The 25,787-nt window shown below is 63.7% G+C and carries 24 protein-coding genes; 9 read left to right on the top strand and 15 right to left on the bottom strand.

The window, feature by feature from the left end; translation table 11 throughout:
* Nucleotides 1-36: 36 nt before the first annotated feature.
* From hisB to HY836_RS16705, 8 genes are all read right to left on the bottom strand, one after another.
* On the bottom strand, nt 37-660 hold the full coding sequence (hisB, locus tag HY836_RS16740; RefSeq protein WP_290678365.1) for an imidazoleglycerol-phosphate dehydratase HisB: 624 nt from the start codon (nt 658-660) through the stop codon (nt 37-39).
* Nucleotides 657-1,757, bottom strand: a complete 1,101-nt coding sequence (hisC, locus tag HY836_RS16735; RefSeq protein WP_290678362.1) for a histidinol-phosphate transaminase — start codon at nt 1,755-1,757, stop codon at nt 657-659. The genes hisB and hisC overlap by 4 nt, the downstream gene beginning before the upstream one ends.
* A gap of 3 nt (nt 1,758-1,760) precedes the next feature.
* Nucleotides 1,761-3,086, bottom strand: coding sequence for a histidinol dehydrogenase (hisD, locus tag HY836_RS16730; protein WP_290678359.1), 1,326 nt, complete (start codon nt 3,084-3,086; stop codon nt 1,761-1,763).
* 90 nt (nt 3,087-3,176) lie between these two features.
* Nucleotides 3,177-3,821, bottom strand: coding sequence for an ATP phosphoribosyltransferase (hisG, locus tag HY836_RS16725; protein ID WP_290640985.1), 645 nt, complete (start codon nt 3,819-3,821; stop codon nt 3,177-3,179).
* Nucleotides 3,822-3,835: 14 nt separating this feature from the next.
* On the bottom strand, nt 3,836-5,134 hold the full coding sequence (murA, locus tag HY836_RS16720; RefSeq protein WP_290678356.1) for a UDP-N-acetylglucosamine 1-carboxyvinyltransferase: 1,299 nt from the start codon (nt 5,132-5,134) through the stop codon (nt 3,836-3,838).
* A 104-nt stretch (nt 5,135-5,238) separates the two neighbouring features.
* Nucleotides 5,239-5,493 (bottom strand): BolA family protein, encoded by a 255-nt coding sequence (locus HY836_RS16715; RefSeq protein ID WP_290678353.1) that lies wholly within the window; start codon nt 5,491-5,493, stop codon nt 5,239-5,241.
* Between the two features lie 31 nt (nt 5,494-5,524).
* Nucleotides 5,525-6,298: an ABC transporter permease gene (locus HY836_RS16710; protein ID WP_290678350.1), complete on the bottom strand. Its 774-nt coding sequence runs from the start codon at nt 6,296-6,298 to the stop codon at nt 5,525-5,527.
* Complete coding sequence (locus HY836_RS16705; RefSeq protein ID WP_290678347.1) at nt 6,295-7,230, bottom strand: ABC transporter ATP-binding protein; 936 nt, start codon at nt 7,228-7,230, stop codon at nt 6,295-6,297. The genes HY836_RS16710 and HY836_RS16705 overlap by 4 nt, the downstream gene beginning before the upstream one ends.
* A 129-nt stretch (nt 7,231-7,359) precedes the next feature.
* On the opposite strand from HY836_RS16705, the gene HY836_RS16700 reads away from it, so the two are divergent.
* Nucleotides 7,360-7,617, top strand: coding sequence for an acyl-CoA-binding protein (locus HY836_RS16700; RefSeq protein ID WP_290678344.1), 258 nt, complete (start codon nt 7,360-7,362; stop codon nt 7,615-7,617).
* A 110-nt stretch (nt 7,618-7,727) separates the two neighbouring features.
* Here the strand turns inward: HY836_RS16700 and HY836_RS16695 are convergent, their stop codons facing one another.
* Entirely contained in the window at nt 7,728-8,033 is a 306-nt protein-coding gene (locus tag HY836_RS16695) for a polyhydroxyalkanoic acid system family protein (protein ID WP_290678341.1), read from the bottom strand.
* 92 nt (nt 8,034-8,125) lie between these two features.
* Here HY836_RS16695 and HY836_RS16690 point away from each other — a divergent pair, with 92 nt between their 5' ends.
* On the top strand, nt 8,126-9,343 hold the full coding sequence (locus HY836_RS16690) for a M20 aminoacylase family protein (protein WP_290678338.1): 1,218 nt from the start codon (nt 8,126-8,128) through the stop codon (nt 9,341-9,343).
* Here the strand turns inward: HY836_RS16690 and HY836_RS16685 are convergent.
* Nucleotides 9,309-9,992 (bottom strand): hypothetical protein, encoded by a 684-nt coding sequence (locus tag HY836_RS16685; RefSeq protein WP_290678335.1) that lies wholly within the window; start codon nt 9,990-9,992, stop codon nt 9,309-9,311. The genes HY836_RS16690 and HY836_RS16685 overlap by 35 nt on opposite strands.
* Before the next feature lie 103 nt (nt 9,993-10,095).
* Here HY836_RS16685 and HY836_RS16680 point away from each other — a divergent pair, with 103 nt between their 5' ends.
* On the top strand, nt 10,096-10,728 hold the full coding sequence (locus HY836_RS16680; RefSeq protein ID WP_290678332.1) for a TetR/AcrR family transcriptional regulator: 633 nt from the start codon (nt 10,096-10,098) through the stop codon (nt 10,726-10,728).
* Here the strand turns inward: HY836_RS16680 and HY836_RS16675 are convergent.
* Both HY836_RS16675 and HY836_RS16670 read right to left on the bottom strand, forming a co-directional pair.
* Complete coding sequence (locus HY836_RS16675) at nt 10,700-11,398, bottom strand: RNA ligase family protein (protein WP_290678330.1); 699 nt, start codon at nt 11,396-11,398, stop codon at nt 10,700-10,702. The two genes, HY836_RS16680 and HY836_RS16675, sit on opposite strands and share 29 nt — an antisense overlap.
* Nucleotides 11,399-11,407: 9 nt before the next feature.
* Entirely contained in the window at nt 11,408-11,968 is a 561-nt protein-coding gene (locus tag HY836_RS16670) for a hypothetical protein (RefSeq protein WP_290678328.1), read from the bottom strand.
* Between the two features lie 120 nt (nt 11,969-12,088).
* Between HY836_RS16670 and HY836_RS16665 the strand changes: the two genes are divergently transcribed.
* From HY836_RS16665 to HY836_RS16655, 3 genes are all read left to right on the top strand, one after another.
* The gene (locus tag HY836_RS16665) at nt 12,089-13,861 is read left to right on the top strand and encodes an AAA family ATPase (protein ID WP_290678326.1); all 1,773 of its coding nucleotides are present in this window, start codon (nt 12,089-12,091) and stop codon (nt 13,859-13,861) included.
* The gene (locus tag HY836_RS16660) at nt 13,845-14,561 is read left to right on the top strand and encodes a general secretion pathway protein GspB (RefSeq protein WP_290678324.1); all 717 of its coding nucleotides are present in this window, start codon (nt 13,845-13,847) and stop codon (nt 14,559-14,561) included. Before HY836_RS16665 ends, HY836_RS16660 begins: the two co-directional genes overlap by 17 nt.
* Nucleotides 14,562-14,665: 104 nt before the next feature.
* Nucleotides 14,666-15,664: a hypothetical protein gene (locus HY836_RS16655; protein ID WP_290678321.1), complete on the top strand. Its 999-nt coding sequence runs from the start codon at nt 14,666-14,668 to the stop codon at nt 15,662-15,664.
* 10 nt (nt 15,665-15,674) lie between these two features.
* Here HY836_RS16655 and modD read toward each other — a convergent pair whose 3' ends face one another.
* The 3 genes from modD to cphA (HY836_RS16640) form a co-directional block, all read right to left on the bottom strand.
* Nucleotides 15,675-16,520, bottom strand: coding sequence for a ModD protein (gene modD / locus HY836_RS16650; RefSeq protein WP_290678319.1), 846 nt, complete (start codon nt 16,518-16,520; stop codon nt 15,675-15,677).
* 139 nt (nt 16,521-16,659) lie between these two features.
* Nucleotides 16,660-19,239: a cyanophycin synthetase gene (gene cphA, locus HY836_RS16645; protein ID WP_290678316.1), complete on the bottom strand. Its 2,580-nt coding sequence runs from the start codon at nt 19,237-19,239 to the stop codon at nt 16,660-16,662.
* A gap of 29 nt (nt 19,240-19,268) precedes the next feature.
* The gene (gene cphA, locus HY836_RS16640; protein ID WP_290678313.1) at nt 19,269-21,488 is read right to left on the bottom strand and encodes a cyanophycin synthetase; all 2,220 of its coding nucleotides are present in this window, start codon (nt 21,486-21,488) and stop codon (nt 19,269-19,271) included.
* Between the two features lie 168 nt (nt 21,489-21,656).
* On the opposite strand from cphA (HY836_RS16640), the gene HY836_RS16635 reads away from it, so the two are divergent.
* From HY836_RS16635 to HY836_RS16625, 3 genes are all read left to right on the top strand, one after another.
* The gene (locus HY836_RS16635; protein WP_290678310.1) at nt 21,657-23,918 is read left to right on the top strand and encodes an ABC transporter ATP-binding protein; all 2,262 of its coding nucleotides are present in this window, start codon (nt 21,657-21,659) and stop codon (nt 23,916-23,918) included.
* 16 nt (nt 23,919-23,934) lie between these two features.
* Nucleotides 23,935-24,405 carry a DUF1854 domain-containing protein gene (locus tag HY836_RS16630; protein ID WP_290678307.1) on the top strand — a complete coding sequence of 157 codons (471 nt, stop codon included), beginning with the start codon at nt 23,935-23,937 and terminating at the stop codon, nt 24,403-24,405.
* Between the two features lie 629 nt (nt 24,406-25,034).
* Nucleotides 25,035-25,688, top strand: a complete 654-nt coding sequence (locus HY836_RS16625) for a reverse transcriptase domain-containing protein (RefSeq protein WP_290678304.1) — start codon at nt 25,035-25,037, stop codon at nt 25,686-25,688.
* Nucleotides 25,689-25,787 lie beyond the last annotated feature (99 nt).

Genomic DNA, 25,787 nt, shown 5'->3' with positions numbered 1-25,787 from the left:
TCACAAGGAACAAAGAGGCGAAATCAGCAAGGCGGTTCACAGCGAGCCCTTGGTGGACGGGATCACACCCGCCATGCGGGGGTCGCGCTCCAGCGCGCCACGCAGCGCACGGGCAAAGGCCTTGAACACGGTCTCGGCCTGATGGTGCGCGTTGACGCCCTTCAGGTTGTCGATGTGCAGTGTGACGCCCGCGTGGTTGACGAAGCCCTGGAAGAACTCGTAGGTCAACTGGGTGTCGAAGCCGCCAATGCTGCCGGCCGTGAAGGGGATGTCAATGTGCAGGCCAGGACGGCCGGAGAAATCGATCACCACGCGTGACAGAGCCTCGTCCAGCGGGACGTAGGCATGGCCGTAGCGGCGGATGCCCTTCTTGTCGCCCACGGCCTTGGCAAAAGCCTGGCCCAAGGTGATGCCGACGTCTTCCACCGTGTGGTGGCCGTCGATGTGCAGATCGCCCACAGCGTGGATGTCCAGATCGATCAGGCCGTGGCGTGCGATCTGGTCGAGCATGTGGTCGAAGAAACCGATGCCGGTGTGCAGCTTGGCCGCGCCGGTGCCGTCCAGATTGACGCGGACGGTGATCTGGGTTTCAGCGGTGTTGCGGGTGACCTCGGCCACGCGGTCGGCGCCAGCTTGGGCAACCATGTCAGGAGCGTTCATGCGGGGTTGGAATTCAGGGGTTCGCGCAGGAGTTCGGTCAATGCCGCGATGAGCGCGTCATTTTCCGAGGGTTTCCCGACGGTCAAGCGGATACAGTTTGCCAGCAAACCATGCAGGCCCGCCACATTTTTGATCAGGATGCCCCTAGCTTTAAGGGCGTTAAAGGTGGCAGCCGCGTCGTTCACGCGCACCAGAATCATGTTGGCCTGGCTGGGGTAAGCCTTGGCGCCGGGCATGTCAGCCAGTGCCGACAGCAGGCGCGCGCGTTCGGCCTTGATGAGCTCGGCCTGACGGGCGAACTCGTCGGCGTGCTCCAGGGCGAACAGCGCCGCCTCCACATTCAGCACGCTGATGTTGTAGGGCGGACGCACTTTTTCGACCTGCTCGATCAGGTCCTTTCGGCCCATCATGTAACCCAGGCGGATGCCGGCCAGGCCAAATTTGGACAGGGTGCGCATCAGCAGCACGTGCGGGTGCTTCGTCAGGCGATCGAGGTAGCTCTTGCTGGCGAATGGCTGGTAGGCCTCGTCGATGATGACCAGCCCCTGGCCGTTGGCGCCCACGGCGTCGATGATCTGCTCGATCACCGCGTCGTCCCACAGGTTGGCCGTGGGGTTGTTGGGGTAGGCGATGTAGGTCAGCGCGGGCTTGTGGGCGCGGATGGCAGCCAGCATGGCGGGGCCATCCAGCTCGAAATCGGGCGTCAAAGGCACGCCGACGAACTGCATGCCGCTTTGCTTGGCAAAGGCCTCGTACATGACGAAGCCCGGCAGAGGCGCCAGGGCCACGGCACCCGGCTGGGCACAGGCCACCGACAGCAGCGAAATCAGCTCATCGGAACCATTGCCCAGCACCAGTCCGTGATCGGCGGGCACGTGGGCGTAGGCACGCAAGGCGGCATGCAGGTCATTGACGCGCACACCGGGGTAGCGGTTCATGGCCACCGGCCCCAAGCGCTCCCCCAGCTTCACCTGCAGGTCGGGCGGCAGCGTGAAGGGGTTCTCCATCGCGTCGAGCTTGATGTAGCCGGCGGCGTCCTGCACCACGTAAGCGTGCATGGCGCGGACATCAGGGCGAAATACGTCGAGCAGGCTCATGGCTTATTTCTTCAGGCGGCTATTCAACCGGAATTCGGCAGCCTGGGCGTGGGCCTGCAGGCCTTCGCCATAAGCCAGCACCGCGGCCGTCTTGCCCAGCACTTGTGCGCCGGCTTCGCTCACCTCGATCAGGCTGGAGCGCTTCTGGAAGTCGTAGACGCCCAGCGGCGACGAGAAACGGGCCGTGCCGGAGGTCGGCAGCACGTGGTTGGGGCCGGCGCAGTAGTCGCCCAGCGATTCGGAGGTATAGGCGCCCAGGAAGATGGCGCCGGCGTGCTTGAGCAGCGGCTCCCACTTGTGCGGGTCGTTGCTGCTGACTTCAAGGTGCTCGGGCGCGATGCGGTTGGAGATCTCGCAGGCCTCTTCCATGCTGCGCGTGTGGATCAGCGCGCCACGGCCTTCCAGCGAAGCGCGGATGATGTCGGCGCGGGGCATGGTGGGCAGCAGGCGGTCGATCTCGGCCTGCACCTTGGCGATGTAGCCGGCGTCCGGGCACAGCAGGATGCTTTGCGCGAGTTCATCATGCTCGGCCTGGCTGAACAGGTCCATCGCAACCCAGTCAGGTGGCGTGGAGCCATCGGCCAGCACCAGGATTTCGCTGGGGCCGGCGATCATGTCGATGCCGACCTGGCCGAACACGTGCTTCTTGGCGCTGGCCACATAGGCATTGCCAGGGCCGGTGATCTTGTCAACCTTGGGCACGGTGGCCGTGCCATAGGCCAGTGCGGCCACGGCCTGTGCGCCACCGATGGTGAAGGCGCGGCTCACGCCGGCCACATAGGCTGCGGCCAGCACCAGCGGGTTCTTCTCACCGCGTGGCGTGGGCACGACCATGATGATCTCTTGCACGCCGGCCACATGGGCGGGGATGGCGTTCATCAGCACGGATGAAGGGTACGCGGCCTTGCCACCGGGCACGTAGATGCCCACGCGGTCCAGCGGGGTGACCTTCTGGCCCAGCAAGGTACCGTCTTCATCGCGGTATTGCCAGCTCAGGCCACACGCCTCCTTCTGGCGCTCGTGGTAGCTGCGCACGCGTTTCGCTGCGCTTTCCAGGGCTTCGCGCTGCACGGCAGGCAGGCTCTCGAAGGCGGCCTTCAGCTCGGCCTGACCCAGCTCCAGCGCGGCCACGCTGTCCACTTGCAAGTAGTCAAAACGGCCGGTGTATTCCAGCACGGCCGCATCGCCACGCAGGCGAACATCGGCCAGGATGGCACCCACGCGGTCTTCGATGGCCGTGTCGGTCTCGGCCGACCAATGCAGCACCTTCTGGAAGGCGGCATCGAAATCGGGCTGAGCGGTAGCGAGGTGGCGGATCTGGACTGTCATGAGCGAAAGGATCTCAGAAATCAGGCTTGGTTGAGGCACTGGCGCGATGGGCATTCACGATGAACGCCATAGCGCTTGTTTCTGGCTGGCTTATTTGTTCTTCGGGATGGCGGACTCGAAAGCCTGGATCAGCGCGCGAATGGGCTCGCGGTTGAGCTTGAGCGAGGCCTGGTTGACCACCAGACGCGAGCTGATGTTCATGATGTGCTCGACTTCGACCAGCTTGTTGGCCTTGAGCGTGTTGCCCGTCGAGACCAGGTCGACGATGGCATCGGCCAGGCCGGTCAGCGGTGCGAGCTCCATCGAGCCGTACAGCTTGATCAGGTCCACGTGCACGCCCTTGTTGGCGAAGTGATCACGCGCGATGGTGGTGTACTTGGTGGCCACACGGATGCGCGAGCCCTGCTTCACGGCGGCTTCGTAGTCGAAGTCGGCACGCACGGCCACGCTCATGTGGCACTTGGCGATGTTCAGGTCCAGCGGCTGGTACAGGTTGTCGCCGCCATGCTCGATCAGGATGTCCTTGCCGGCCACGCCGATGTCGGCACCGCCGTATTCCACATAGGTGGGCACGTCGGAAGCGCGCACCAGCACCACGCGCACATCAGGGCGCGTGGTGGGCAGGATGAGCTTGCGGGTCTTTTCCGGATCCTCGGTCACCTCGATGCCGGCTGCGGCCAGCAGGGGCAAGGTTTCTTCGAAGATGCGGCCTTTGGAAAGTGCAAGGGTGATCATGTTGTTGCAGCGCCTTATGCCTTGACGCGTTCAATGTCGGCACCAATGCCTCGCAGCTTGGCTTCCATGCGGTCGTAGCCACGGTCGAGGTGGTAGATGCGGTCCACCAGGGTCTCGCCCTCGGCCACCAGGCCGGCGATCACCAGGCTGGCAGAGGCACGCAGGTCGGTGGCCATCACGGTGGCGCCCGACAGCTTGGGCACGCCCGTGACCACGGCGCTGTGGCCGTCCACGGCGATGCTGGCGCCCAGACGGATCAGCTCGTTGACGTGCATGAAGCGGTTTTCAAAGATCGTCTCGTGGATCACGGCGGTGCCTTCGGCCACGCAGTTGAGTGCCATGAACTGGGCTTGCATGTCTGTCGGGAAAGCGGGGTACTCGCGGGTACGGAAGCCCACCGACTTGGGGCGCGCATCGGCCTTGACCCGGATCCAGCCTTCGCCGGATTCGATGCTCACGCCGGCTTCACGCAGCTTCTCGATGACCGACTCCAGGTGCTCGGCATCGGCCTTGCGCAAGGTCACGTCGCCGCCCGTGGCACCCACGGCGCACAGGAAGGTGCCGGTTTCGATGCGGTCAGGGATGATCTGGTGGGCTTGCGCGCCGCTCAGGCCATGGAGCTTGTCCACGCCCTGGATGCGGATGCGGTGCGTGCCCTGCCCTTCAATCTTCGCGCCCATGGCAATCAGCAGATTGGCCAGGTCGGTGATTTCAGGCTCTTGCGCGGCGTTTTCGAGGATGGTTTCACCCTCGGCCAGCGTGGCGGCCATCAACAGGTTCTCAGTACCCGTGACAGTGACCATGTCGGTCGTGATGCGGGCCCCCTTGAGGCGGGTGGGCTGGCCGTTGGCATCCAGCGGCGTGCGTGCTTCGATGTAGCCATGCTCGACCGTGATCTGCGCACCCATGGCCTGCAGGCCCTTGATGTGCTGGTCCACGGGGCGCGAACCAATCGCGCAACCGCCGGGCAAGGACACGCGCGCGCGGCCGAAGCGCGCCAGCAGCGGGCCCAGCACCAGGATGGAGGCGCGCATGGTCTTGACCAGCTCATACGGTGCCTCGGGCTTGTCCACGCGGCCGGCATCCAGCGTCATCGTGCTGGCGTCATCGGCATGGCGCTCGGCCACGACACCCATGTTCGCCAACAGCTTGAGTGTGGTGGACACGTCCTGCAGTTGCGGCACATTGCCCAGCGTGACTGGCTCAGCGCTCAGCAGCGTGGCACACAGGTCTGGCAAGGCGGCATTCTTGGCACCGGAAATGATCACTTCGCCTTGCAGACGACGACCGCCGCGGATCAGGAGTTTGTCCATGAGGAAACACAAAGGGCGCGAAGCTGCCGCCAAAGCGGTAGTCGCGCCTGATTAGAGAGGGATAAAACTGGCTGAGTGCCTTGCGGCCACTTCAGACTGTGAAATCAGGCCTTGGGAGCCTGGGTCGCCCACTCGGCGGGCGTCAAAGTCTTCATGGACAGGGCATGGATCTCAGCCCGCATTCTATCGCCCAGGGCCTGGTAAACGCGCTGGTGGCGACCAATTCGGGTCTTGCCTTCGAACTCGGCGGACACGATGGTGGCGAAAAAGTGCTGACCATCACCTTCCACTTCCAGGTGATCGCAGGGCAGACCGGCGGCGATGTATTGCTGGATCTGTTCGGACGTGGGATTGGCCATGGTGGACTCTGAAAAGGGCAAAGAAGGGAGATCAGGAACGGATTTTGTACCCGGTCTTCAAAAGATGCAGCGCCAAGGCGGAAACACCCAGTGTGGCAGTCGCCACCACACCCAGGCTGAGCCAGGGGCTGACGTCACTCGCGCCAAAAAAGCCGCGGCGGAAGCCGTCGATCAGGTAGAAGAAGGGGTTGAGGTGCGACAGGCCCTGCCAGAAACCCGGCAGCGAGTGCACCGAGTAGAACACGCCCGACAGGAAGGTCATGGGCACGATGATGAAGTTCTGGAAAGCCGCCATCTGGTCGAACTTGTCGGCCCACAGCCCGGCGATCAGGCCCAGCGAGCCCAGCAGCGCGCCGCCCAGCACGGCAAAGATCAGCGCCCACCATGGCTCGGCCAGGCCGGGCGGCGCAAACCAGGCCGTCACGATGAACACGCCCGTGCCCACGGCCAGCCCGCGCACCAGCGAGGCGCCCACATAGGCGATGAACCAGGCGCGGTGCGACAGCGGGCTCAAGAGCACGAACACGAGGTTGCCCGTGATCTTGCTCTGGATCAGCGACGATGAACTGTTGGCAAAAGCGTTCTGCAGGAGGCTCATCATCACCAGCCCCGGGATCAGGAAGCGGGTGTAGCCCACGCCCTTGAACACCTGCACGTGGTCTTCGAGCACATGGCCGAAGATCAGCAGATACAGCACGGAGGTCAGTACCGGCGCGCCAATGGTCTGGAAGCTCACCTTCCAGAAGCGCAGCACTTCCTTGATGAACAGCGGGCGCGCGCCCTGAACGGCATCGACCCAGTTCATGCTGCCACCTCCGCCTTGGCTTGCGTGCCGTGGTGGCCTTGCATGATGGACAGGAAGACATCCTCCAGATCGGCCCGCCCCATCTCCAGGTCTTCCACGTGGCAGCGCGCCTGGCGAAGCTGCGCCAGGATCTGCTCGATCTCGTTGGCGTCATGCGCGGGCAGTTGCACGATGCGGCCCGTGATCCGGGCATGCGCGTCCAGCTCAGGCGGCAAGGCCTGATCGGTCTTGAAGCGCAACATGGTGGAGGCGGTGCCTGCCAACAATGCCGAGGTGCGATCCAGCGCCACCAGCTGCCCCTGTTTGAGCATGCCGATGCGGCCGCACAAGGCCTCGGCCTCTTCCAGGTAGTGCGTGGTCAGCAAGACGGCGTGGCCTTGCTTGTTGAGCTGGGCGATGAAATGCCACAGCGTCTGGCGCAGCTCGACGTCCACGCCAGCGGTGGGCTCGTCCAGCACGATCACGGGTGGGCGGTGCACCAGGGCCTGCGCCACCAGCACGCGCCGTTTCATGCCGCCGGACAGCTGGCGCATGTTGGCATCAGCCTTGTCGCTCAGGCCCAGGTTGGCCAGCAGCTCATCGATCCAGTCGTCGTTGCGGCGCAGGCCGAAGTAGGCGCTCTGGATGCGCAAGGTTTCACGCACCGAAAAGAAGGGGTCGAACACCAGCTCCTGCGGGACGACGCCCAGGGCCTTGCGGGCGGCGGCGTAGTCACCCACCACATCGTGCCCCTGAACGGACACCTTGCCCGACGAAACCCTGCTCAGACCCGCCAGGATGCTGATCAGCGTGGTCTTGCCGGCACCATTGGGGCCCAGCAGGCCGAAAAATTCACCTTCTTCGATGTCGAAGCTGACGCCTTGCAGTGCGCGCACGGTGCGGTCGCCCGACTGGAAGGTTTTGGTGACGTTCTGGAATGAAACTGCGCTCATGAGGGGAAGGATTCTAGAGAATCCTGGATGACCCCATGGTTTCTCTGGCACTGGCTTGAGGGGGCCCACTGTGGTGCAGCTTCGTCAAACGGGCAGTAACATGCGCCTGCGTTTTCACAGGAGACAAACATGTCCGATCTTCAAGCCCGCTTCGACAAGGCCCTGGCAGACTCCAAGCTGCTGCCCGCCAAGCCTGACAACAACACCCTGCTGCAGATGTACTCGCTGTTCAAGCAAGGCAGCGTGGGCGACGCCACCGGCGACCGCCCCGGCTTCACCGATTTCGTGGGCCGCGCCAAGTACGACGCCTGGGCCGCCCTGAAGGGCAAGACTCAGGACGAAGCCAAGCAAGGCTACATCGACCTGGTCGAGTCGCTCAAGAAGTAAGCTGCTGGCGCCATCGCGGCGCGCAGGCAAAAGCAAAGCGGGCTGCACGATGCAGCCCGTCTGCATTTCCAGCCGCCCGGCTTGACCGGGCGGCTGGCGGCAAGCCCCTATCAGGCCTTGCCCGAAGCCTTGTCGATGATGCGGCCGAGGTTCTTGGCGATCTCGGATTCGATCATCGGCTTGAAGGCCTTCATCATCATGCCCAGCTTGACGTCCAGGTCAAAACTGGTGCCGGTGACGGTCATCAGGCCGGTGACGCCCATGCGCTCGAAGGTGATGGTGTCCTTGTCGGCACCTTCAGTGTGCTTGCAATCCAGGCCCATTTTCTTGGCCGAATCTTCGGCCCACTGCTTGGCCAGCTCGCGGGCCTTGTCCAGACCCAGGGTGTGTGCTTGGGAAAACTTGACGTCGCTCATGGCGAATCTCCTCATTGGTCGTAACGCCTGCACACTATAAATAAGCTCGGCCGGGTAATATCTGGAACTTGTTCGAAAAGTCCCCTGAATGTATGACTGTGTCGCACGTTGAACTGCCCCCGACCGTCCTGCCCGAGTTGCTGGACCAGGCTGATGCCATGAGGGCGCTGCGTCGCGACATCCATGCCCATCCGGAGCTGTGCTTCCAGGAAGAGCGCACCGCCGACCTGATCGCGCAGACCCTGCGCAACTGGGGCATCGAGGTGCACACGGGCCTGGGCAAGACGGGCGTCGTGGGGGTGATCAAGGGGCGGCCAGGCAAACGGGCCGTCGGCCTGCGCGCCGACATGGACGCCCTGCCCATGACCGAGCACAACACATTCGCGCATGCCAGCCGCCACCAGGGTCGCATGCACGCCTGCGGGCACGACGGTCACACAGCCATGCTGATGGCCGCCGCCCAGCAACTGGCCGCCACACGTGATTTCGACGGCACCGTGTACGTGGCGTTCCAGCCGGCGGAAGAAGGCGGCGGGGGCGCGCGCGAGATGATCCGCGACGGCCTGTTCACCCGCTTCCCGATGGACGCCATCTTCGGCATGCACAACTGGCCGGGCATGGCCGTGGGCGAGTTCGCCATCAAGAGCGGACCCTGCTTCGCCTCCAGCAACGAATTCCTGATCACCATCCGCGGCAAGGGCTGCCATGGCGCCATGCCCCACCTGGGCGTGGACCCGGTGCCGGTGGCCTGCCAACTGGTGCAGTCCTTCCAGACCATCCTGACGCGCAACATGCGCCCCATCGAGACGGGCGTGATCTCGGTGACCATGATCGAAGCGGGTGAAGCCACCAATGTGATCCCCGACTCGGTGACGATGCAGGGCACGGTGCGCACCTTCACCAACGACACGCTGGACCTGATCGAAACCCGCATGCGCGACATGACACAACACGTGTGCGCGGCCTACGGCGCCACGGCGCATTTCGAGTTCAGCCGCAATTACCCGCCCACCATCAACCACCCGGCCGAGACGGCTTTCGCGCGCCAGGTGATGACCGAGGTGGCCGGCGCCGACAAGGTGCTGGAGTTCGAACCCACCATGGGCGCGGAAGATTTCAGCTTCTTCCTGCAGGCGCAGCCAGGCGCCTACTTCGTGATCGGCAATGGCGATGGCACGCACCGCGATGCAGGCCATGGCCTGGGGCCCTGCATGCTGCACAACCCCAGCTACGATTTCAATGACGACCTGATCCCGCTGGGCGCGACCCTGTGGGTCAAGCTGGCCCAGCGCTGGCTGGCTCAGCCTTGAACGCCCTGCTGCGCTGACACCACAGGCGCCACAGGAGCGCGGCGAGCAGCAAGAAAACTGGCAAGGCGTACTCCGGGTGTGCGGCCACCCGCTTGCCATTGGCCACCAGGAAGCTCAACCAGATGTAGTGCATGCCCCAGGTGTGCAGCCTGGCCCACCAGACCTTGCCCAGCGCGGCGGCGGTGCGATCAAAGGACGTCAACCCCATCAGCGCGATGAACACATAGGCCAGGCCGGGCCCGATGCGCTGCGCCGGCGGCGAAAGCGTCTCAAACAACACCGGCGCCATCACGGCCAGGCTGACGATGGCCGCCGCGTGCAGCCCGTGCGAGGTCACCAGAAGCCAGCCCCATTGCCGGCGGTAACGGCGCTGCCAGCTTGACCAGGCACCTGGCCAGGTCAGCACCGCCGCCTGAGCGGTATAGGCCAGCAGAAAAAACACGAGCGATGTGCGCGCCGTGGCACGAACCAACCAGCGCACACCATCCATGCCCGGCAGCCACAGCAGGCTGCTCACTGCCATGACACTCAAGGCGATGGCGCCCACCAGCCAGACCAGCCAAGGTCTGGCTCGCCCGCCAACCAACCTGCCGCTGTGGCCCCGCGCACCACCTGCCTCGCGGGGGCCCTTCCTGCCTGAGATGTTCATGACCGTGCTCCTTGATATGTCCATGTCGGCGCGATCCTAGGTGGCGCACTCGAAGAACACCAAGCAAAATACGCAGTGCTTACATTGCGTCGCCTACAAGCTCATGCCCACCACCAAACGCCCCTATCACCACGGCAAGCTCAGGCAGGCACTGATCGACATGGCCGTGACCGTGGCCGAGGAAACCGGCAAGGACATCATCAGCGTGCGGGAGGTCGCACGGCGCTTGGGTGTGTCGTCCGGCGCGCCGTTTCGGCACTTTCCAAGCCGCGAATCCTTGATGACGGCGGTAGCAGAAGAAGCCACCGTGCGGCTGAGGCTGCGCGTCGAGCGCGACCTGATGGATGCCCCACCCGCTCCCATTGACCGACTGAAAACCCTGGGCAGATCTTTCATCCAATGGGCCCTGCACAACCCGACCCAGTTCAAGCTGGTGTCCTCACGCAACCTGTTTCAGTTTGACAGCTCGGCCAGCCTGCCCGTGCACTTCGATGCCGTGCGCCAGATCACGCTGGATCTGGTCGCCCAGTCGCAAGAAGCTGGGGATTTGCCTCCCGGCCCGCTGCCCGAATTCGCCCTGGCCTTGCGCGCACTGGCCTATGGTCTGGCCCGCATGCATGTGGATGGGCAACTGGCGCAATGGCAGGTGGATGTGACCCACGCCGAAGCCACCTTGGTCGCCTCACTGAACCTGATCGTGGATGGGCTCAGGCCTGCTCGCCCGCATCCCAGCTGATGCGATTCCACTGCAAGGCGCGGCTGCGCCAGTGCTCTTCGATGCTCTGCACGAAATCAGGCCGCACCAGCTTGGCACGGTTGATGAGCCAATCCTCATCCTCATGGCGAACGACCACGCCCTCCAGGTTGCCATCGCGGTAATGGCTGCGATGAGACTCGACCCAGTCGGTCAACTCCTTGAGCGTGGTCTTGCCCTGGCTCACGCGAGGTACCTGCCGGATCTGCAGCTTCTCGGCCAGTTCATGGCGGCGCCGCGTGCTCCAGAAGCGGCCCATGGCGCGGTCATACACGTCAAAAGCGAGGAACCAGTCGGGCAAGGTTTCGTAGTCCAGCGAATGCTTGGCCGCGCACCATTCGCCAAACAGCATCAGTTGATCACCGAGGGCATCGAACAGCGCGTCTTCGCGGATCACCAGCCATTCATCCAGGCGGGCGAACTGGCCGCCATAAGGCTTGTTGAGGTATTGGCCGCGGTTCTGCACATGCAGCACGCCTTCACTGTTGAAGGAGATGCCCATGTTGGCGCCGTCGAGCTTTTCTTCCACGACAACGGGATGATCCAGCAAGGCCTTGATCTCATCGGGCGCCAGCACCTTGTCATCGCGCGGCGAGCCTTTGGACAACCAGGCGATGTGCGGCGTGTGGGGAAAGCGAAAAAACTCATTCATGGTCGGACCTCATTGGCCAAACTTGTGGATGTGGAACTGGTGCAACTCGGCGTCGCACAGAAACTGGACGCGCACCCCGTGCTGCAGCAAGGCGGGTGACCAGTCCAGCCATTTGGAATCGGCCGCCTGCAGGATGACAGGCGCCTCCGGATGTGTGCGGGCCACAGCCACGAACTTGCGATCGGCTGAATCAAAAGCAGCCAGCGCCGGGTCGTCGGGAAAGGCTTCAAAACCCCGCTCAGCCTGGGGCAGCAAGGCCACCTGATCGCAACGCGCCGGGTTGTCCAGCTCATGCAGCAGCCAGCGCAGGAAGGCATCCCCCTTGCCCTGACCGTTGCTGGCGTGGGTCTTGTGCTGGTATTCGCGCACGATCTCGTAGCCCTCGTCCACCGCCACACGCCCCGAGACCATGAGGGCCTCCAGCCAATGCACACAGCGCCGGATGCAGTCCTGCGTGACGCCGGGGTGCTGGCCGTTGGCAACCAGGATCACATTGGTGTCCACGACGTAGGTCGCCGCACCGGGGCCGTCTGGCGCGGCGGGGGGAACGGGGTGACGGGAATGCGACATGCAGCGCGAGACAAGGAAATGGCGTGAGGGAACACTTCATTTTGCCCCTGAGACGGCTGCCCGCCTGTGGTGGGATGTCCACTGTCACGGACTTGGCCACAGTAAGGCTATGCTTGCCCCATGTACGCGCAATATTTCGGCCTGAAACAGGCGCCGTTCTCGATCGCGCCCGACCCGCGTTACCTGTTCATGAGCGAACGCCATCGCGAGGCGCTCGCTCACCTGCTGTATGGCGTGGGCGGTGGCGGTGGCTTCGTGGTGCTCACGGGCGAGATCGGCGCAGGCAAGACCACGGTCTGCCGCTGCTTTCTGGAGCAGATCCCGCGCCGCACGAACGTGGCCTACATCTTCAACCCGAAGGTGACAGTGGCCGAACTGCTCAAGTCGGTGTGCGACGAGTTCCGCATCCCCTACGAGCACCAGGGCCCCGGCCAGGCCACCATCAAGGACTATGTTGACCCGCTCAACGAGTTCCTGCTCAAGACGCACGCCGTCGGGCAGAACAACGTCCTCATCATCGACGAAGCCCAGAACTTGTCCACCGACGTGCTGGAGCAGTTGCGCCTGCTGACCAATCTGGAGACCAGCGAACGCAAGCTCCTGCAGATCATGCTGATCGGCCAGCCCGAGTTGCGCACCATGCTGGCCCAGCCCGAACTGGAGCAGCTCGCCCAGCGCGTGATCGCGCACTTCCACCTGGAGGCGCTGACCGAAGAAGAGACCGGGCAGTACATCCAGCACCGCCTGTCCATTGGCGGGCTCAAACGGGGCCGCTTGTTTGACACCAAGGCTGTGCGCCGCATTCACCAGCTCACGGGTGGGGTGCCGCGCCGCATCAACCTGCTGTGTGACCGGGCGCTGCTGGGCGCCTATGTTGAAAATAAAAGCAAGGTGGATCGGCAGATCGTGGACAAGGCGGCCCAGGAGGTTTTCCAGACGGCCAAGACCGCTCAAACGCATCAAGGCACGCCCAAACCCACGTCCACCAGCGCCTCCGGCACACCACCTCGCCGCAAGAAGGGCAAGCAGGAACCCTGGATGCCCTGGCTGGCTGGCGGCCTGCTGTTTGCCGCCATCGCGGGGATAGGTGGTGCTGCCTGGTTGCATCAACACCAGAAGAACCAGACATCGAAGCTGCCTGGCAAGGACGTGGCCCGAGCGGCTTCTGCAACACGCGCGGCCAGCGCGAGCCAACATACGGCATCCTCGGCTTCCGGCGGAACCATGAGCACGTCTTTGGCTGCGCCGCCGATCGACGCCCGCATGGTGTACCAATCGGCCTTCCGCAAGGAAAAGGATGCGCTGCGGGCCCTTGCCCCAATGTGGCAGATCACGCTGGGCGAAGGCGGCGATGCCTGCACCCAGGCGCAGCAACAGAACCTCGCCTGCTTCCGCAACAGTGGTGGCCTGGCACTGATACGTCAGCTGGAGCGCCCGGTTGTGCTGGCCTTGCACGATGACCGCAACCAGGCCATCTATGCACTGCTGACCGGCCTGAGGGACCAGACCGCACTATTGCAGTTCGATGGCCACACCTATGCCCTGCCGCTGAGCGCACTGGCCAGCATGTGGCGAGGAGACTTCACCACCTTCTGGCGCACACCGCCTGAGTTCAGGATGAAGATCCTGCCCGGCAACACGGGTGTCGTGGTGGACTGGCTCGCCATCCAGCTCAGCAAGATCGACAAGACTGCCGCGCCAGCGGGCAAGCAGGTTTTTGATGCCACCATGCAGTCGCGGGTGTACGCTTTCCAAATGGCTCAAGGCCTCAAGCCAGATGGTGTGGTGGGCGCCACGACCTTCATGCTGATCAACCGGGCTGTCGGCATCGAGGAGCCTCGATTGCAAACCGGCCAGACCACCGCGAGACGAAACGATGTCCTACATCCTTGACGCCCTCAAGAAGGCTGATGCCGAACGCGAGCGTGGCACGGTGCCGGGCTTGCACTCGCAACCACTGGGCCAGATTGAAGACGATGACGCAGGTGGTCGCAAGGCCGTCGCGCCAGCCGTGTGGCTTGGTGCGGGCGTGGGCCTCTGCCTGATCGCCGTATTGAGCTGGCAACTGCTCATGCGTGAACCAGCACCACAAGCTGCTGCGCCCATGCCAGTACCTGAGATGGCGACTGCCCCTGTGTCGCCCGTACCGCCAAACCTGACGGGCAACGCCGTGCCTTACCCGCCGCCGCCGGCCCCTCCGTCCACGGAACCCGAGGTCGTGGCGCGTGTGCCAGTAGCCCAACCGGTGCGTGAACCCGCCACGCCCCCCCCCCAGGTACCCGCCCCCGCCGCCGCGCCGGCTCCCACACCGGCCCGTACCACCTCGAACGCATCGGCAACGGCGACCGCGCCACAGGCCAATGCCCGCGTACCCTCCATCAACGAACTGCCGGAAGACGTTCGGCGTGACCTGCCTCAACTGGTGATTGGTGGCGCCATGTACTCCGAGACACCATCCAGCCGCATGCTGATCATCAACAGCCAGGTCTTCCATGAAGGCGATCAACCCTATCAAGGCTTGTTGCTGGAAGAAATCAGGTTGAAGTCAGCGGTGTTCAAGTACCGGGGCTACCGTTACGCGATCAACTACTGAGCCCGCGTGTAAAGCTTCGTGACATCGTCATCGAAAGCCAGGTGGCTTGCGTTGTGAAAGCCCGGGCCTCACTGACTGTGCGCCCCCTGACTTCGGAGACGCGCATGCGCAACGCTGCCTTGTTGACCATCTGCCTGACCACAGCTGCATTCGCCCAAGCGGGCACACAGGCAGAGAAGGCCACACCATCCCAACGCACGCGCGCGGCGCAAGAAACCGCACACAAAGCGCAAGCCTGCGTGGCCGCCCAGCCCTTTTACTGGGAGATCGGCAACGGCCAACGCCAACTCGCTGGCGGCTCGATCGGCCAACAAGCGCCTGATGGCAACACCGCCATGGCGCTGGCTTCTGCCTCGAAGTGGCTTTATGGCGCCTACGTGGCACAGCAGCGCGAGGGTCGCCTCAGCGACGAAGACATCCGCTTTCTGAGCTTCCGCAGCGGCTACACCCGATTCAGGATCTGCACACGCGGCCAGACCGTTGGCGAATGCCAATCCAGCCTGCTCAACGGGCGGGGACGCCCCGACAGCGCCACGGCCCATGTGTTCGACTACAACGGCGGGCACATGCAAAAGCATGCCGTGATGATGGGCCTGGGCGACATGGACAACGCGCAACTGGCTGGTGCCATCAAGCGCAGCATGCGATCACTGGGCCCGGATTGGCACATCGGCTACAACCAGCCTCAACTGGCTGGTGGTGCACATGGCACGGCCGCCAACTACGCCCGCTTCCTGAGGGGCATCCTGCAAGGCGACCTCCAGATGAGCAAGCTGCTGGGCTCAAACGCGGTGTGCGCCAATCCGCAGACCTGCCCGAATGAGGCCATCAAGACACCCATTCCACAAACCGAAACCTGGCACTACTCGATCGGCCACTGGGTGGAAGACGACCCCAAGGTGGGCGACGGCGCCTTCAGCAGCCCAGGCGCATTCGGCTTCTATCCCTGGATAGATGCCAGCAAGACCTTTTACGGCGTGCTCGCGCGTGAAGACCGCAGCGGTATACGCACAGACGACCCAGACCAGAAGCCTGCCGTTCAGTCGGTAGATTGTGGGCGACTCATCCGCGCCGCCTGGCTGACTGGCCAAGCACAACACTGAAGCGCCAGGTCTACACATCACGAGAGAAGCGCACCTCCACATCACGCGGTGGTGCGTGATACGGCGCCGATGACACCAGGATGTCGGCACCAGCCTCAGCGTAGGCCACCGCATTGCTGGCATTCACACCTCCCGCCACAGCCAGCGTCGGATGCAGATGACTGGTGTGCAGCGCCACCTTGCATTGCCTCACGACCTCCGGCGTGAAGCGCTCCAGTTGCAGCACATCGGCGCCGGAGGTGGCAAGAGCCAGGGCCTCCTGCATGCTGCCCACCTCCACCACCAGGCGTTTTTCAGGCTGGTACTTGCGCAGGCGGCCCACCATGTCGTCGGTGCTGACATCCAGAAAGAGGCGGTGCTCAGGGAACAGCAACATGGTCTCTGACAAGCCCATGCGGTGCATGATCCCACCGCCACTCAAAACGGCCTTGACCGACAAGGCGCGCGTTCCCGGAAAGGTCTTGCGCGTACAGGCCACGGGCTGAACATGCCCGGCTGCACGCAGCTCGGTCACCATGCGCGCCACCTCGCTGGCGATGCCACTGGCGTACTCCATCAAGGTCTGCGCCACCTTCCATACCAGCAGCAAGGTCGCAGCACGGCCATGCGCGCTGATCAACTCGGCGCCGCCCAGCACATGCTTGCCTGACGGCGCGAGCAACGTGGCCGTGGCGCCGTACAACTCGAACAAGCGAGCAGCCTCTTCCGTGCCGCATACCGTCATGGGCTGTCTGGCCGCCATCACGACACGGCCAGGCATGTCGCCCAGCCCCAAGCCCATGGTGGTCAGATCACCGTAGGGGGCATCCTCTTGAATCAGGTCTTGCAGGGCGCCATCAGACAAGGCTCTGAGCATGTTCGGGACTCCACTTTCGCAGTGTCGCCATCATGGCACCACAGACTGACCAGCGGTTTGATCTCCCAGAAAAGCACGCGGCCGGGGCGCACATTTTGCACACCCCGGCCGCGCGTTGAATCAGCAGGACTTGACGCGATCAGGCCGCTTGCTGAGCCTCCGCACAACGCTTGGCCAGATGGGCCAGCGCCTCTTCGACCTGGTCCACCAGGATCAGACACAAGTCACCGGGCTGCAGGCGATCCAGGGCCTGGTCGATGGCCACAAACTCGCCACGGACCTCGTCAACCTTCTGGGCACGCTGCGCCTTGGCCAGTCCTTCGCGCAGGAGGTTGAGCACCTCGCCGTCTTCACGGCCACGCTGACAGGCATCCTGGAACAAGATCAGCTCGTCAAAGGCATCACCCAGAATGGCGGTTTGCTCGCGGATGTCTTCGTCGCGACGGTCACCCGCCCCGCTGATCACCACCGAGCGGCGCTTGGCGGGCAAGCCATTCACGGCCGACACCAGCGCACGCATGGCGTCCGGGTTGTGGCCATAGTCGGCGATCACGGTGGCGCCGCGGAAGTCCATGACGTTGAACCGCCCGGGGGCGTTGTCGGCATCATTGACGAAGCTGGCCAGCCCGCGGCGGATGGTGTCCCAATCCAGCCCTGAACTCCAGGCCGCACCGATGGCCGCCATGACGTTGTCGACCTGGAAGCCGATGCTGCCATTGCGCGTGATGGGGATGTCACGCAGCAGCAGGCTTTCGCGCCAGTTACCTTCGGATGCCACGATGGCATCGCCGTCCACGCACAGGGTGCGCTTGCCTTGGGCGCGGTGGGCCGTCAGCACAGGGTTGTGCGGGTCACCAGCGAAATAGATGATGCCGCCCGGGCACTTGGGCGCCATGGCCGTGACGATGGGGTCGGTGGCGTTGAGCACGGCATAACCGTTGGGCGCCACGTTCATCACGATCACGCGCTTGAGCACGGCCAGGTCTTCCACCGTGGTGATGTAGTTCAGACCCAGGTGATCACCCGCGCCAATGTTGGTCACCACGGCGGTCTGGCAGCGGTCGTAACCCAGGCCTTCGCGCAGGATGCCGCCACGCGCGGTTTCAAACACGGCGGCGTCCACATCAGGGTGCATCAGCACGTTGCGGGCGCTCTTGGGGCCGGCGCAATCACCACTGTCAATCTGACGGCCGTTCACGTACACGCCATCGGTATTGGTCATGCCCACGCGCAGGCCACTGGTGGCCAGCAGGTGTGCGGTCAGGCGCGCGGTCGTGGTCTTGCCGTTGGTGCCGGTCACGGCCACCACGGGGATGCGCCCGTCGTCACCGGTCTTGTACATCTTGGCCACCATGGCCTCGCCCACATTACGGCCCTTGCCGTAAGACGGCGACAGGTGCATGCGCAGGCCAGGTGCGGCGTTCACTTCGACGATGCCGCCATTCTGGTCTTCCAGCGGCTTGTGCACGCTCTCAGCCAGCACGTCCACACCGCAGATTTCCAGGCCGATGGTCTGGGCTGCCGCGATGGCGCGAGCCGCCACTTCAGGGTGCACGTCGTCGGTCACATCGGTGGCGGTACCGCCGGTGGACAAGTTCGCGTTGTTGCGCAGGATGACGCGGCGGCCCTTTTCAGGCACCGTTTCAGGCTTGAGACCCTGATCGGACAGGCGCGCGATGGCGATGTCATCAAAGCGGATCTTGGTCAGCGAGGTGGCATGCCCTTCGCCTCGACGTGGGTCGGCGTTGACCTTGTCCACCAGCTCTCGCACGGTGTGGGTGCCGTCGCCAATCACATGCGGCGGATCGCGGCGCGCGGCAGCCACCAGCCTGTCGCCCACCACCAGCAGGCGGAAGTCGTTGCCAGGCAGGTACTTTTCCACCATCACGTCGCCGATATCGGCCGCAGCCTTGAAGGCCGTTTCCAGCTGTTCGCGGGTGGTGATGTTGACCGTCACGCCCTTGCCCTGGTTGCCATCTTGCGGCTTGCACACGACCGGCAGGCCGATCTCTTGCGCCACCACCCAGGCATCGTCCACGTCTTCAACGGGGCGGCCAATGGGCACGGGCACACCCGCCGCAGCCAGCAGGCGCTTGGTCAGGTCCTTGTCTTGCGCAATGGATTCCGACACCGCGCTGGTGTCATCCACCTCGGCAGCCCAGATGCGGCGTTGCTTGGAGCCCCAGCCGAACTGCACCAGGCTGCCCGTGGTCAGGCGACGCCAGGGAATGCCTCGGGCGGCAGCAGCCGACACAATGGAGCCGGTTGAGGGCCCCAGACGCACGTCTTCATCGAGCTCGCGCAACTCAGCCAGCGCGGCATCCACGTCAAACTCGCCACCGGCCAGCGCGGCTTGCAGCAGGGCCTGAGCCTTGTCGAAAGCCAGCCGGCCAACCTGCTCTTCGCTGTACTCAACCACGACCTGGTAGACGCCGGTTTCGACCGTCTGCGCCGTGCGGCTGAAGGTCACCGGGCAACCTGCCTGGGCCTGCAAGGCCAGCGTGGCGGCTTCGAGCACATGCGCCAGGCTGATCTGCCCGGGGCGGCCATCCGGACGCAAGGGGCCCAGCGAGGGGAAGACCTTGCGCAAGGCATCTTCAAAGCCTGGCAACTGTTCAATGGCGCGCTCTTGGGGGTCGCACGCCACAACAGCCTCAATGGCGGTGTGGCGACTCCAGAGATTGGGGCCGCGCAGGGCCCTGATGCGTGAAACGTCCATCAGCGTGTTCTCTTGTTTGAGCGCACCGTTCAGCGAACGGCTTTGGGAGAAGGATCAAAGGTTTCCAGGCCAGCGGCGATCAGCTCGGACGGGATGCCCAGGGCCCAGGCCACGGCCACAGCGGCCAACAGCGATTTGACGCTGGCGCCCGGAATGGCGTGATCGGTGCCGGCATCCGTCATGCGGCGGGCTGCGGCGCTGTTCAGATCGGCGCAACGCACCGGCATGTAGCCGTTGTGCGTGAGCAGCACATGGTGCCCGTCGATCGACACGGTGCGGCCACCCTTGGCGCGGTGCGCCACCATGGCCGGATTGTGGTGATCCAGATCGTAGAAGATGACTTCGCCATCACACAGATCGGCCATCTCGACCAGGCGATCGTCGGCCGCGTTGAGCACGGCCACACCATCGGGCAGCACCACGTCCACCTGGGTGCGCAGCACCTTGAACATCTGGCCGGTTTCGTGGATGTCGTGCTCGGCCAGGGTGGCGTCCACCGGGGCTTCGGCGCCCAGCAGGTCGGTCACCACGCCCACGGCGCAGCGGTCATAGGCCAGGCCGTCGTTGAGGATGCTGGCCGCGCCGTTTTCCAGCACGACGGCATTGACCTCACGGTTCATCAGCAAGCGTTGGCCGGCTGCCCAGTTGGCACGGTCACCGGCTTCGACCCGGCGGCTGCCCAGATACAGGCCCTCGCGGCAGGCCAGGCCCACGTGCTTGCCACTCAAGTGCAGCAGCCAGGCCGTCAGGCGGGCGATGTTGCTGGTGCCTTGCGAACCGGCCACGCCGATGATGGGCACGCGGCCCGAGGCGTCTTCGTCAAAGAGGTGATCCACGATGGCCTTGCCAACGGGGCGCGGCAGGCCTTCGGCGGGCTTGAGGTGCATCAGCAGACCGGGGCCGGCATTGACTTCCACCACCGCACCGCCTTGCGCCAGCAAGGGCTTGGAGATGTCTTGCGCCACCACGTCCACACCGGCGATGTCCAGGCCCACCACGCGGGCAGCCAGGCCCACCAGATAGGCCACATCGGGGTGGACCTGATCCGTGCAGTCCAGCGCCACATTGCCGTTGCGCTGAATCAGCACGCGGCGACCATCGGCGGGCACGGCGTGCGCCGTCAGGCCCTGGCGCTGCAGATCCAGCAGCACCACTTCATCTTCTTCGATGTTGATGCGGTTGAGCGGGAAGTCTTCCGTCAGGCCACGACGTGGGTCAGTGTTGAGTTGCAGGTCGATCAGCTCGATCACGGTGGACTTGCCGTCGCCCGTCACCCAGGCGCTCTCGCCACGGGCTGCCGCCACCACCTTGCCGCCGACCACCAGGATGCGGTGCTCGTCGCCACGGATGTAGCGCTCGACCAGCACGTCGGAGCCATGCTGCTCGGCCAGCTTGTAGGCGGCCTCCACGTCTTCACGCGAGTTCAAATCCAGCGACACGCCACGGCCATGGTTGCCGTCGGTAGGCTTGACCACCACGGGCAGGCCGATGTCTTCAGCGGCTTCCCAGGCTTCGTCCACAGAATTGACGATCTGGCCTTCCGGCACCGGCACGCCGCAGGACTTCAGCAGGCTCTTGGTCAGATCCTTGTCGCGGGAGATGCCTTCCGCGATCGCGCTGGTCAGTTCGGACTCGGCCGTCCAGATGCGGCGCTGCGCGGCGCCATAACCCAGCTGCACCAGGTTGCCATCATTCAGACGAATGTGCGGAATCCGACGATCAGTCGCGGCACCCACGATGGCGGCGGTAGAAGGGCCGAGGTAGTAATCATCGATGTGCGTGCGGACTTCTTCCACCGCCTTGGCCACATCGAATGGCTCGTCGTTGATCGCGGCCATCAGCAAGGCGTGGCCTTCTTTCAGGGCGGTGCGGGCGACTTGCTCGTCACGAGCACGGAACACCATGCGGTAAACGCCATGCTGCGAGGTGCTGCGGGTCTGACCAAAACCAGTGGGCATGCCCGACAGGTTCAGCAATTCGATGACGACGTGTTCCAGGATGTGCCCGGCCCAGGTGCCCTCGGTCAAACGCTCGATGAAACCACCGCGTTCACCCACGCCACAGTGGTGCTCCACCAGTGCGGGCATCAGCTTGGTGAGGCGTTCGTTGAAGCCGGGCAGCTTGTTGGAGGGGTAATCCTCCAGCTCACCCAGGTCCAGCCAGACTTCCAGCACCGGACGGTAAGTCCAGATGTTGGGGCCGCGCAGGTAGTTGATGCGCAGCAGCTTGATGTCGTTCTTTTTGCTCATGTCCAGCGGGGGTAAAGCGTCCGTTTGGTCAGTCGGACCGGCTGGGGAATCGGGTAAACCCGTGATTGTGCCTTGCTTAACGCGCCCCATCGCCTGGCAATGGGGGAAAATGGCGGGCTTCGCTCGGAGGTCATCCGAACAGGTGCCCTCACGCGTTAATACCGAACCATGCACAAAAACCATCCAGTTGACGCCCACAGGCATCATGCCGACCAAGACCCGACCAGCGCAGAATTGCAGCTGGCCTCAGATGAAAACGTATTGAGTCGGCTGGAGGTTGACTTGGATGCTCAACTTCGGTTCAAAGCGTCCCCGATTGTGCTGACCGACCAGCGTCTGCTGACCCGCACCCCAGGAGAAACCACCTGGCAAAGCTGGCCCCTGACGCCGGATCTGCAACTGCGCCAGCAGGACCACGCTGGCGTCGGCACCCTGGAATTGCACAATGCGAATCAGCGTGTCGCATTCTGGCGTTTCACGCTGGACGTTCAGGTGCAGGTGCTGCGCCTGCTGGAACAGTTCGAACGCCGCCAGCTCACCCTGAAAACCGGACAAGCCCCCGAAGAGGACGACAGCACCCAGTGCCCGACCTGCAAGGCCCAGCTGCCACCGGACAGCGACGAATGTCCGGTTTGCACCCGCGAACTGCAGACGCCCCCCTCCACCTGGGTGCTGCTGCGCCTGTGGCGCTTCGCCAAGCCGTACCAAGGGCAACTGCTGGCCGGCTTCCTGCTGACCCTGGCCTCGACCGCCGCCACCCTGGTGCCGCCCTACCTGACCATCCCACTGATGGACAAGGTGCTGATCCCCTTCCAGACCAGCCGCACCATCGACCCCTGGCTGGTGGCCATGCTGATGGGTGGCCTGCTGGGCTCGGCCTTGCTGGCCTGGGGCCTGGGCTGGGCACGCACCTATCTGCTGGCCCTGGTGTCCGAGCGCATCAGCGCCGACCTGCGCACCACCACCTTTGACCACCTGCTCAACCTGTCGCTGGACTACTTCGGCAGCAAGCGCACGGGGGATCTGATGTCGCGCATCGGGTCGGAGACCGACCGCATCAGCGTCTTCCTGTCGCTGCACGCGCTCGATTTCGCCACTGATGTGCTGATGATCGGCATGACCGCCGTCATCCTGTTCTCCATCAACCCCTGGCTGGCCCTGGTCACCCTGATCCCCCTGCCCTTCATCGCCTGGATGATCCACCTCGTGCGCGAGAAGCTGCGCACCGGTTTCGAGAAGATCGACCGCGTGTGGGGCGAGGTCACCAATGTGCTGGCCGACACCATTCCCGGCATCCGCGTGGTCAAGGCCTTTGCGCAGGAACACCGCGAATCCAAGCGCTTTCATGACGCCAACAAGCACAACCTGGACATCAACGACAAGCTCAACAAGACCTGGTCGCTGTTCTCGCCCACCGTCGCCCTGATGACGGAAATCGGGCTGCTGGTGGTGTGGTCCTTCGGCATCTGGCTGGTGTCGAAGGAACAGATCACCGTCGGTGTGCTGACGGCCTTCATCGCCTACATCGGCCGCTTCTACGGCCGGCTGGATTCAATGAGCCGCATCGTGTCGGTCACACAAAAAGCGGCGGCGGGCGCCAAGCGCATCTTCGACATCCTGGATCACGTCTCCAGCGTGCCGGAGCCGGCCAACCCGGTCAAACTGCCCGCACTGCAAGGCGGCATCACCATGGAGAGCATTGGCTTTCGCTATGGCAGCCGCTCGGTGATCCGTGGCCTGAATCTGGAGATCAAACCCGGCGAGATGATTGGCCTGGTGGGCCACAGCGGCTCGGGCAAGAGCACGCTGGTCAATCTGCTGTGCCGTTTTTATGACGTGACGGATGGCGCGATCAAGGTTGATGGCGTGGACGTGCGCCGCATTGGCGTGTCGGACTTCCGCAAGCACATTGGCCTGGTATTGCAGGAGCCGTTTTTGTTCTTTGGCACGATTGCCGAGAACATCGCCTACGGCAAGCCGGATGCGACCCGCGACGAGATCGTGGCCGCCGCGCGTGCTGCCCATGCGCACGAGTTCATCTTGCGCCTGCCGCAAGGTTATGACTCGCTGGTGGGCGAGCGTGGCCAGGGCTTGTCGGGTGGTGAGCGCCAGCGCATCTCGATTGCACGCGCACTGCTGATCAACCCGCGCATCCTGATCCTGGACGAGGCCACCTCATCGGTGGACACCGAGACGGAGAAGGAAATCCAGAAGGCGTTGGACAACCTGGTGCAAGGGCGCACGACGATCGCGATTGCCCACCGGCTGTCCACGCTGCGCAAGGCCGATCGCCTGGTGGTGATGGACCGTGGCCAGGTGGTGGAGGTGGGCCCGCATGATGAGTTGATGGCCAAGCAAGGCGCTTATTGGCGCCTGTATGAGGCCCAGGCCCGCAAGGCCGAGCAAGATGCGTTGATCGATGCCGAGTGACAAGAAGGTTGACCCCATGAGCACCCCGAACTTTTCTCTCGAACGCAATGCCTTTGGCCGACTCGTGTTCACTGGCGCCGATGGTGAGGCGCATGTGGGCGTGGTGCCGGTGCGTGCCTTCCCGATTGCGGCGCCTGATGAGGGCTTGTCCATCGTCAGCCCGGATGGGCATGAGCTGGCCTGGGTGGACCGCATCAGCGGCCTGCCTTCGGCGATGCGAGCCTTGCTGGAGGAAGAGCTGGCGAGCCGTGATTTCGCGCCGGTGATCAAGGCGATCGAGGCTGTTTCTACTTTCTCGACGCCGAGCACCTGGACCGTTAGTACAGACCGGGGTCGTACTGACTTCGTGCTGAAGACTGAAGACGACATTCGCCGTTTGGGTGAAGGCCGTTTGCTGATCACGGGCGGGCATGGCGTGAGCTTCATCGTGCAAGACCGGCTGGCGCTGGACAAGCATTCGCGGAAGTTGCTTGAGCGGTTTTTGTGATGGTTTGAATTGAATGGAATGGAAGCGCTTTGTCGGGGGAGCGCGAGGCGGGGTCTGAGTCGACCTGCGGCCAGGCTTCACGTTGGCGGCCCTGCCCTTGGCAGGGCTCCCTTGCGGTGCTCGCCAGAACGTGGCGACGGAGAACTCCCTGCGTGGCCTGACGGCCACTCCGGTCAAACAGCTCCGTCGAGTCAGATGACGAAGCACGCTGCGCGTGCCCACGTTCCGGCTGCGCTCCTCAGCACCAACGAGGCGCCCAGCCGCAGGCCGACTCAGCCCTGGGTGCCTCGCTGGGGGTGCCGCATAGGCTGCTGGGCGCGAGGGCATGAGCACTTGATTCGGCTAGAGGCCTGCAGTTTCAGTGGCTCTATCTATGTACGCTGAAGGCTGATTCCAGCCTTTGCCGATCCACCTTCCAAGCGGCAGCTAAAGCACAAGAAGCAGACCGGGAATGTCAGCGCGCAAATTCTCGTTATGCTGAGCGGAAGTCGGCAGGTACCATGCCATGCGAATTTCGGAGAAAAGGTGAGGCTGGCAGTGTCTTGACGATCTGGTCGGAAGTTGAGCGATCCGATGACGATTGAAGTCTTCCTCCGCGTAAAGACGCTTTCCTGCACGACACTCTCGTTATGCCATTCCCGAAGTCCGCCGCACGTCTAGACAATCTGCAGAGAGCCTGGCAATGGATTCGCTCGAATCCAGATCGGACGTACAAGTCGCACTTCAGGGAGTTGTACTCGGCCTACGCGACCGCAGACGGGGCTCTGCTCAAGCATTTGAAAGATCGACTGGATCGAAGCATCTTCGAGCCGTCCGACGCGTGCAAGCTCTTCCTACCGAAGCCTTCGGGCATCCTGCGGCCGTACACTTTGCTGAGCATCGAGGATCAGATCGTGTACCAGGCGATGGCCAATATCGTCGCCGAGCGTCTGCACCCGCGCGTCAGAAGCAAGTACAACCGCCAGGTATTCGGCCACCAGTACGCGGGTGCGTCGAGCCTGTGGTTCTACCGCCGATGGACCGATGGCTACAAGGCGTTCAACAAGGCTGCAGAGACAGTATTTGCTAACGGCTACGTGTGGACCGCGAGCTTTGATCTCACGGCGTTCTACGACAGCATTGATCACAACGTGCTGCGCCATATGCTTAAGGAAATTGGCCTTGACCATGACTTCTGCACGGAGCTGACCAGGCTCCTGAACAAGTGGACAGCCACGACAACGCAGATCTATCACGACCATGGCATCCCGCAGGGCAATGCCAGTCAGTTAAGCCTCGCGTGATCTGACAGGCTGTAAAAAGGGAACGTGTTTCACGTTCCCTTTTTATTTCATGGGCTTGCTTCAAGATGCGCTGAAGGAGACGTTGGCGACCTTGCCAGC

The organism is Aquabacterium sp. (assembly GCF_016234775.1).
Lineage (GTDB): Bacteria > Pseudomonadota > Gammaproteobacteria > Burkholderiales > Burkholderiaceae_C > Aquabacterium.
This window is presented reverse-complemented; position numbering and strand designations above follow the sequence as displayed.

Excerpts from the sequence above, each read along its gene's own strand:
- hisB (WP_290678365.1), bottom strand. The coding sequence starts at position 660 with ATGAACGCTCCTGACATGGTTGCCCAAGCTGGCGCCGACCGCGTGGCC.
- hisC (WP_290678362.1), bottom strand. The coding sequence starts at position 1,757 with ATGAGCCTGCTCGACGTATTTCGCCCTGATGTCCGCGCCATGCACGCT.
- hisD (WP_290678359.1), bottom strand. The coding sequence starts at position 3,086 with ATGACAGTCCAGATCCGCCACCTCGCTACCGCTCAGCCCGATTTCGAT.
- hisG (WP_290640985.1), bottom strand. The coding sequence starts at position 3,821 with ATGATCACCCTTGCACTTTCCAAAGGCCGCATCTTCGAAGAAACCTTG.
- murA (WP_290678356.1), bottom strand. The coding sequence starts at position 5,134 with ATGGACAAACTCCTGATCCGCGGCGGTCGTCGTCTGCAAGGCGAAGTG.
- HY836_RS16715 (WP_290678353.1), bottom strand. The coding sequence starts at position 5,493 with ATGGCCAATCCCACGTCCGAACAGATCCAGCAATACATCGCCGCCGGT.
- HY836_RS16710 (WP_290678350.1), bottom strand. The coding sequence starts at position 6,298 with ATGAACTGGGTCGATGCCGTTCAGGGCGCGCGCCCGCTGTTCATCAAG.
- HY836_RS16705 (WP_290678347.1), bottom strand. The coding sequence starts at position 7,230 with ATGAGCGCAGTTTCATTCCAGAACGTCACCAAAACCTTCCAGTCGGGC.
- HY836_RS16700 (WP_290678344.1), top strand. The coding sequence starts at position 7,360 with ATGTCCGATCTTCAAGCCCGCTTCGACAAGGCCCTGGCAGACTCCAAG.
- HY836_RS16695 (WP_290678341.1), bottom strand. The coding sequence starts at position 8,033 with ATGAGCGACGTCAAGTTTTCCCAAGCACACACCCTGGGTCTGGACAAG.
- HY836_RS16690 (WP_290678338.1), top strand. The coding sequence starts at position 8,126 with ATGACTGTGTCGCACGTTGAACTGCCCCCGACCGTCCTGCCCGAGTTG.
- HY836_RS16685 (WP_290678335.1), bottom strand. The coding sequence starts at position 9,992 with ATGAACATCTCAGGCAGGAAGGGCCCCCGCGAGGCAGGTGGTGCGCGG.
- HY836_RS16680 (WP_290678332.1), top strand. The coding sequence starts at position 10,096 with ATGCCCACCACCAAACGCCCCTATCACCACGGCAAGCTCAGGCAGGCA.
- HY836_RS16675 (WP_290678330.1), bottom strand. The coding sequence starts at position 11,398 with ATGAATGAGTTTTTTCGCTTTCCCCACACGCCGCACATCGCCTGGTTG.
- HY836_RS16670 (WP_290678328.1), bottom strand. The coding sequence starts at position 11,968 with ATGTCGCATTCCCGTCACCCCGTTCCCCCCGCCGCGCCAGACGGCCCC.
- HY836_RS16665 (WP_290678326.1), top strand. The coding sequence starts at position 12,089 with ATGTACGCGCAATATTTCGGCCTGAAACAGGCGCCGTTCTCGATCGCG.
- HY836_RS16660 (WP_290678324.1), top strand. The coding sequence starts at position 13,845 with ATGTCCTACATCCTTGACGCCCTCAAGAAGGCTGATGCCGAACGCGAG.
- HY836_RS16655 (WP_290678321.1), top strand. The coding sequence starts at position 14,666 with ATGCGCAACGCTGCCTTGTTGACCATCTGCCTGACCACAGCTGCATTC.
- modD (WP_290678319.1), bottom strand. The coding sequence starts at position 16,520 with ATGCTCAGAGCCTTGTCTGATGGCGCCCTGCAAGACCTGATTCAAGAG.
- cphA (WP_290678316.1), bottom strand. The coding sequence starts at position 19,239 with ATGGACGTTTCACGCATCAGGGCCCTGCGCGGCCCCAATCTCTGGAGT.
- cphA (WP_290678313.1), bottom strand. The coding sequence starts at position 21,488 with ATGAGCAAAAAGAACGACATCAAGCTGCTGCGCATCAACTACCTGCGC.
- HY836_RS16635 (WP_290678310.1), top strand. The coding sequence starts at position 21,657 with ATGCACAAAAACCATCCAGTTGACGCCCACAGGCATCATGCCGACCAA.
- HY836_RS16630 (WP_290678307.1), top strand. The coding sequence starts at position 23,935 with ATGAGCACCCCGAACTTTTCTCTCGAACGCAATGCCTTTGGCCGACTC.
- HY836_RS16625 (WP_290678304.1), top strand. The coding sequence starts at position 25,035 with ATGCCATTCCCGAAGTCCGCCGCACGTCTAGACAATCTGCAGAGAGCC.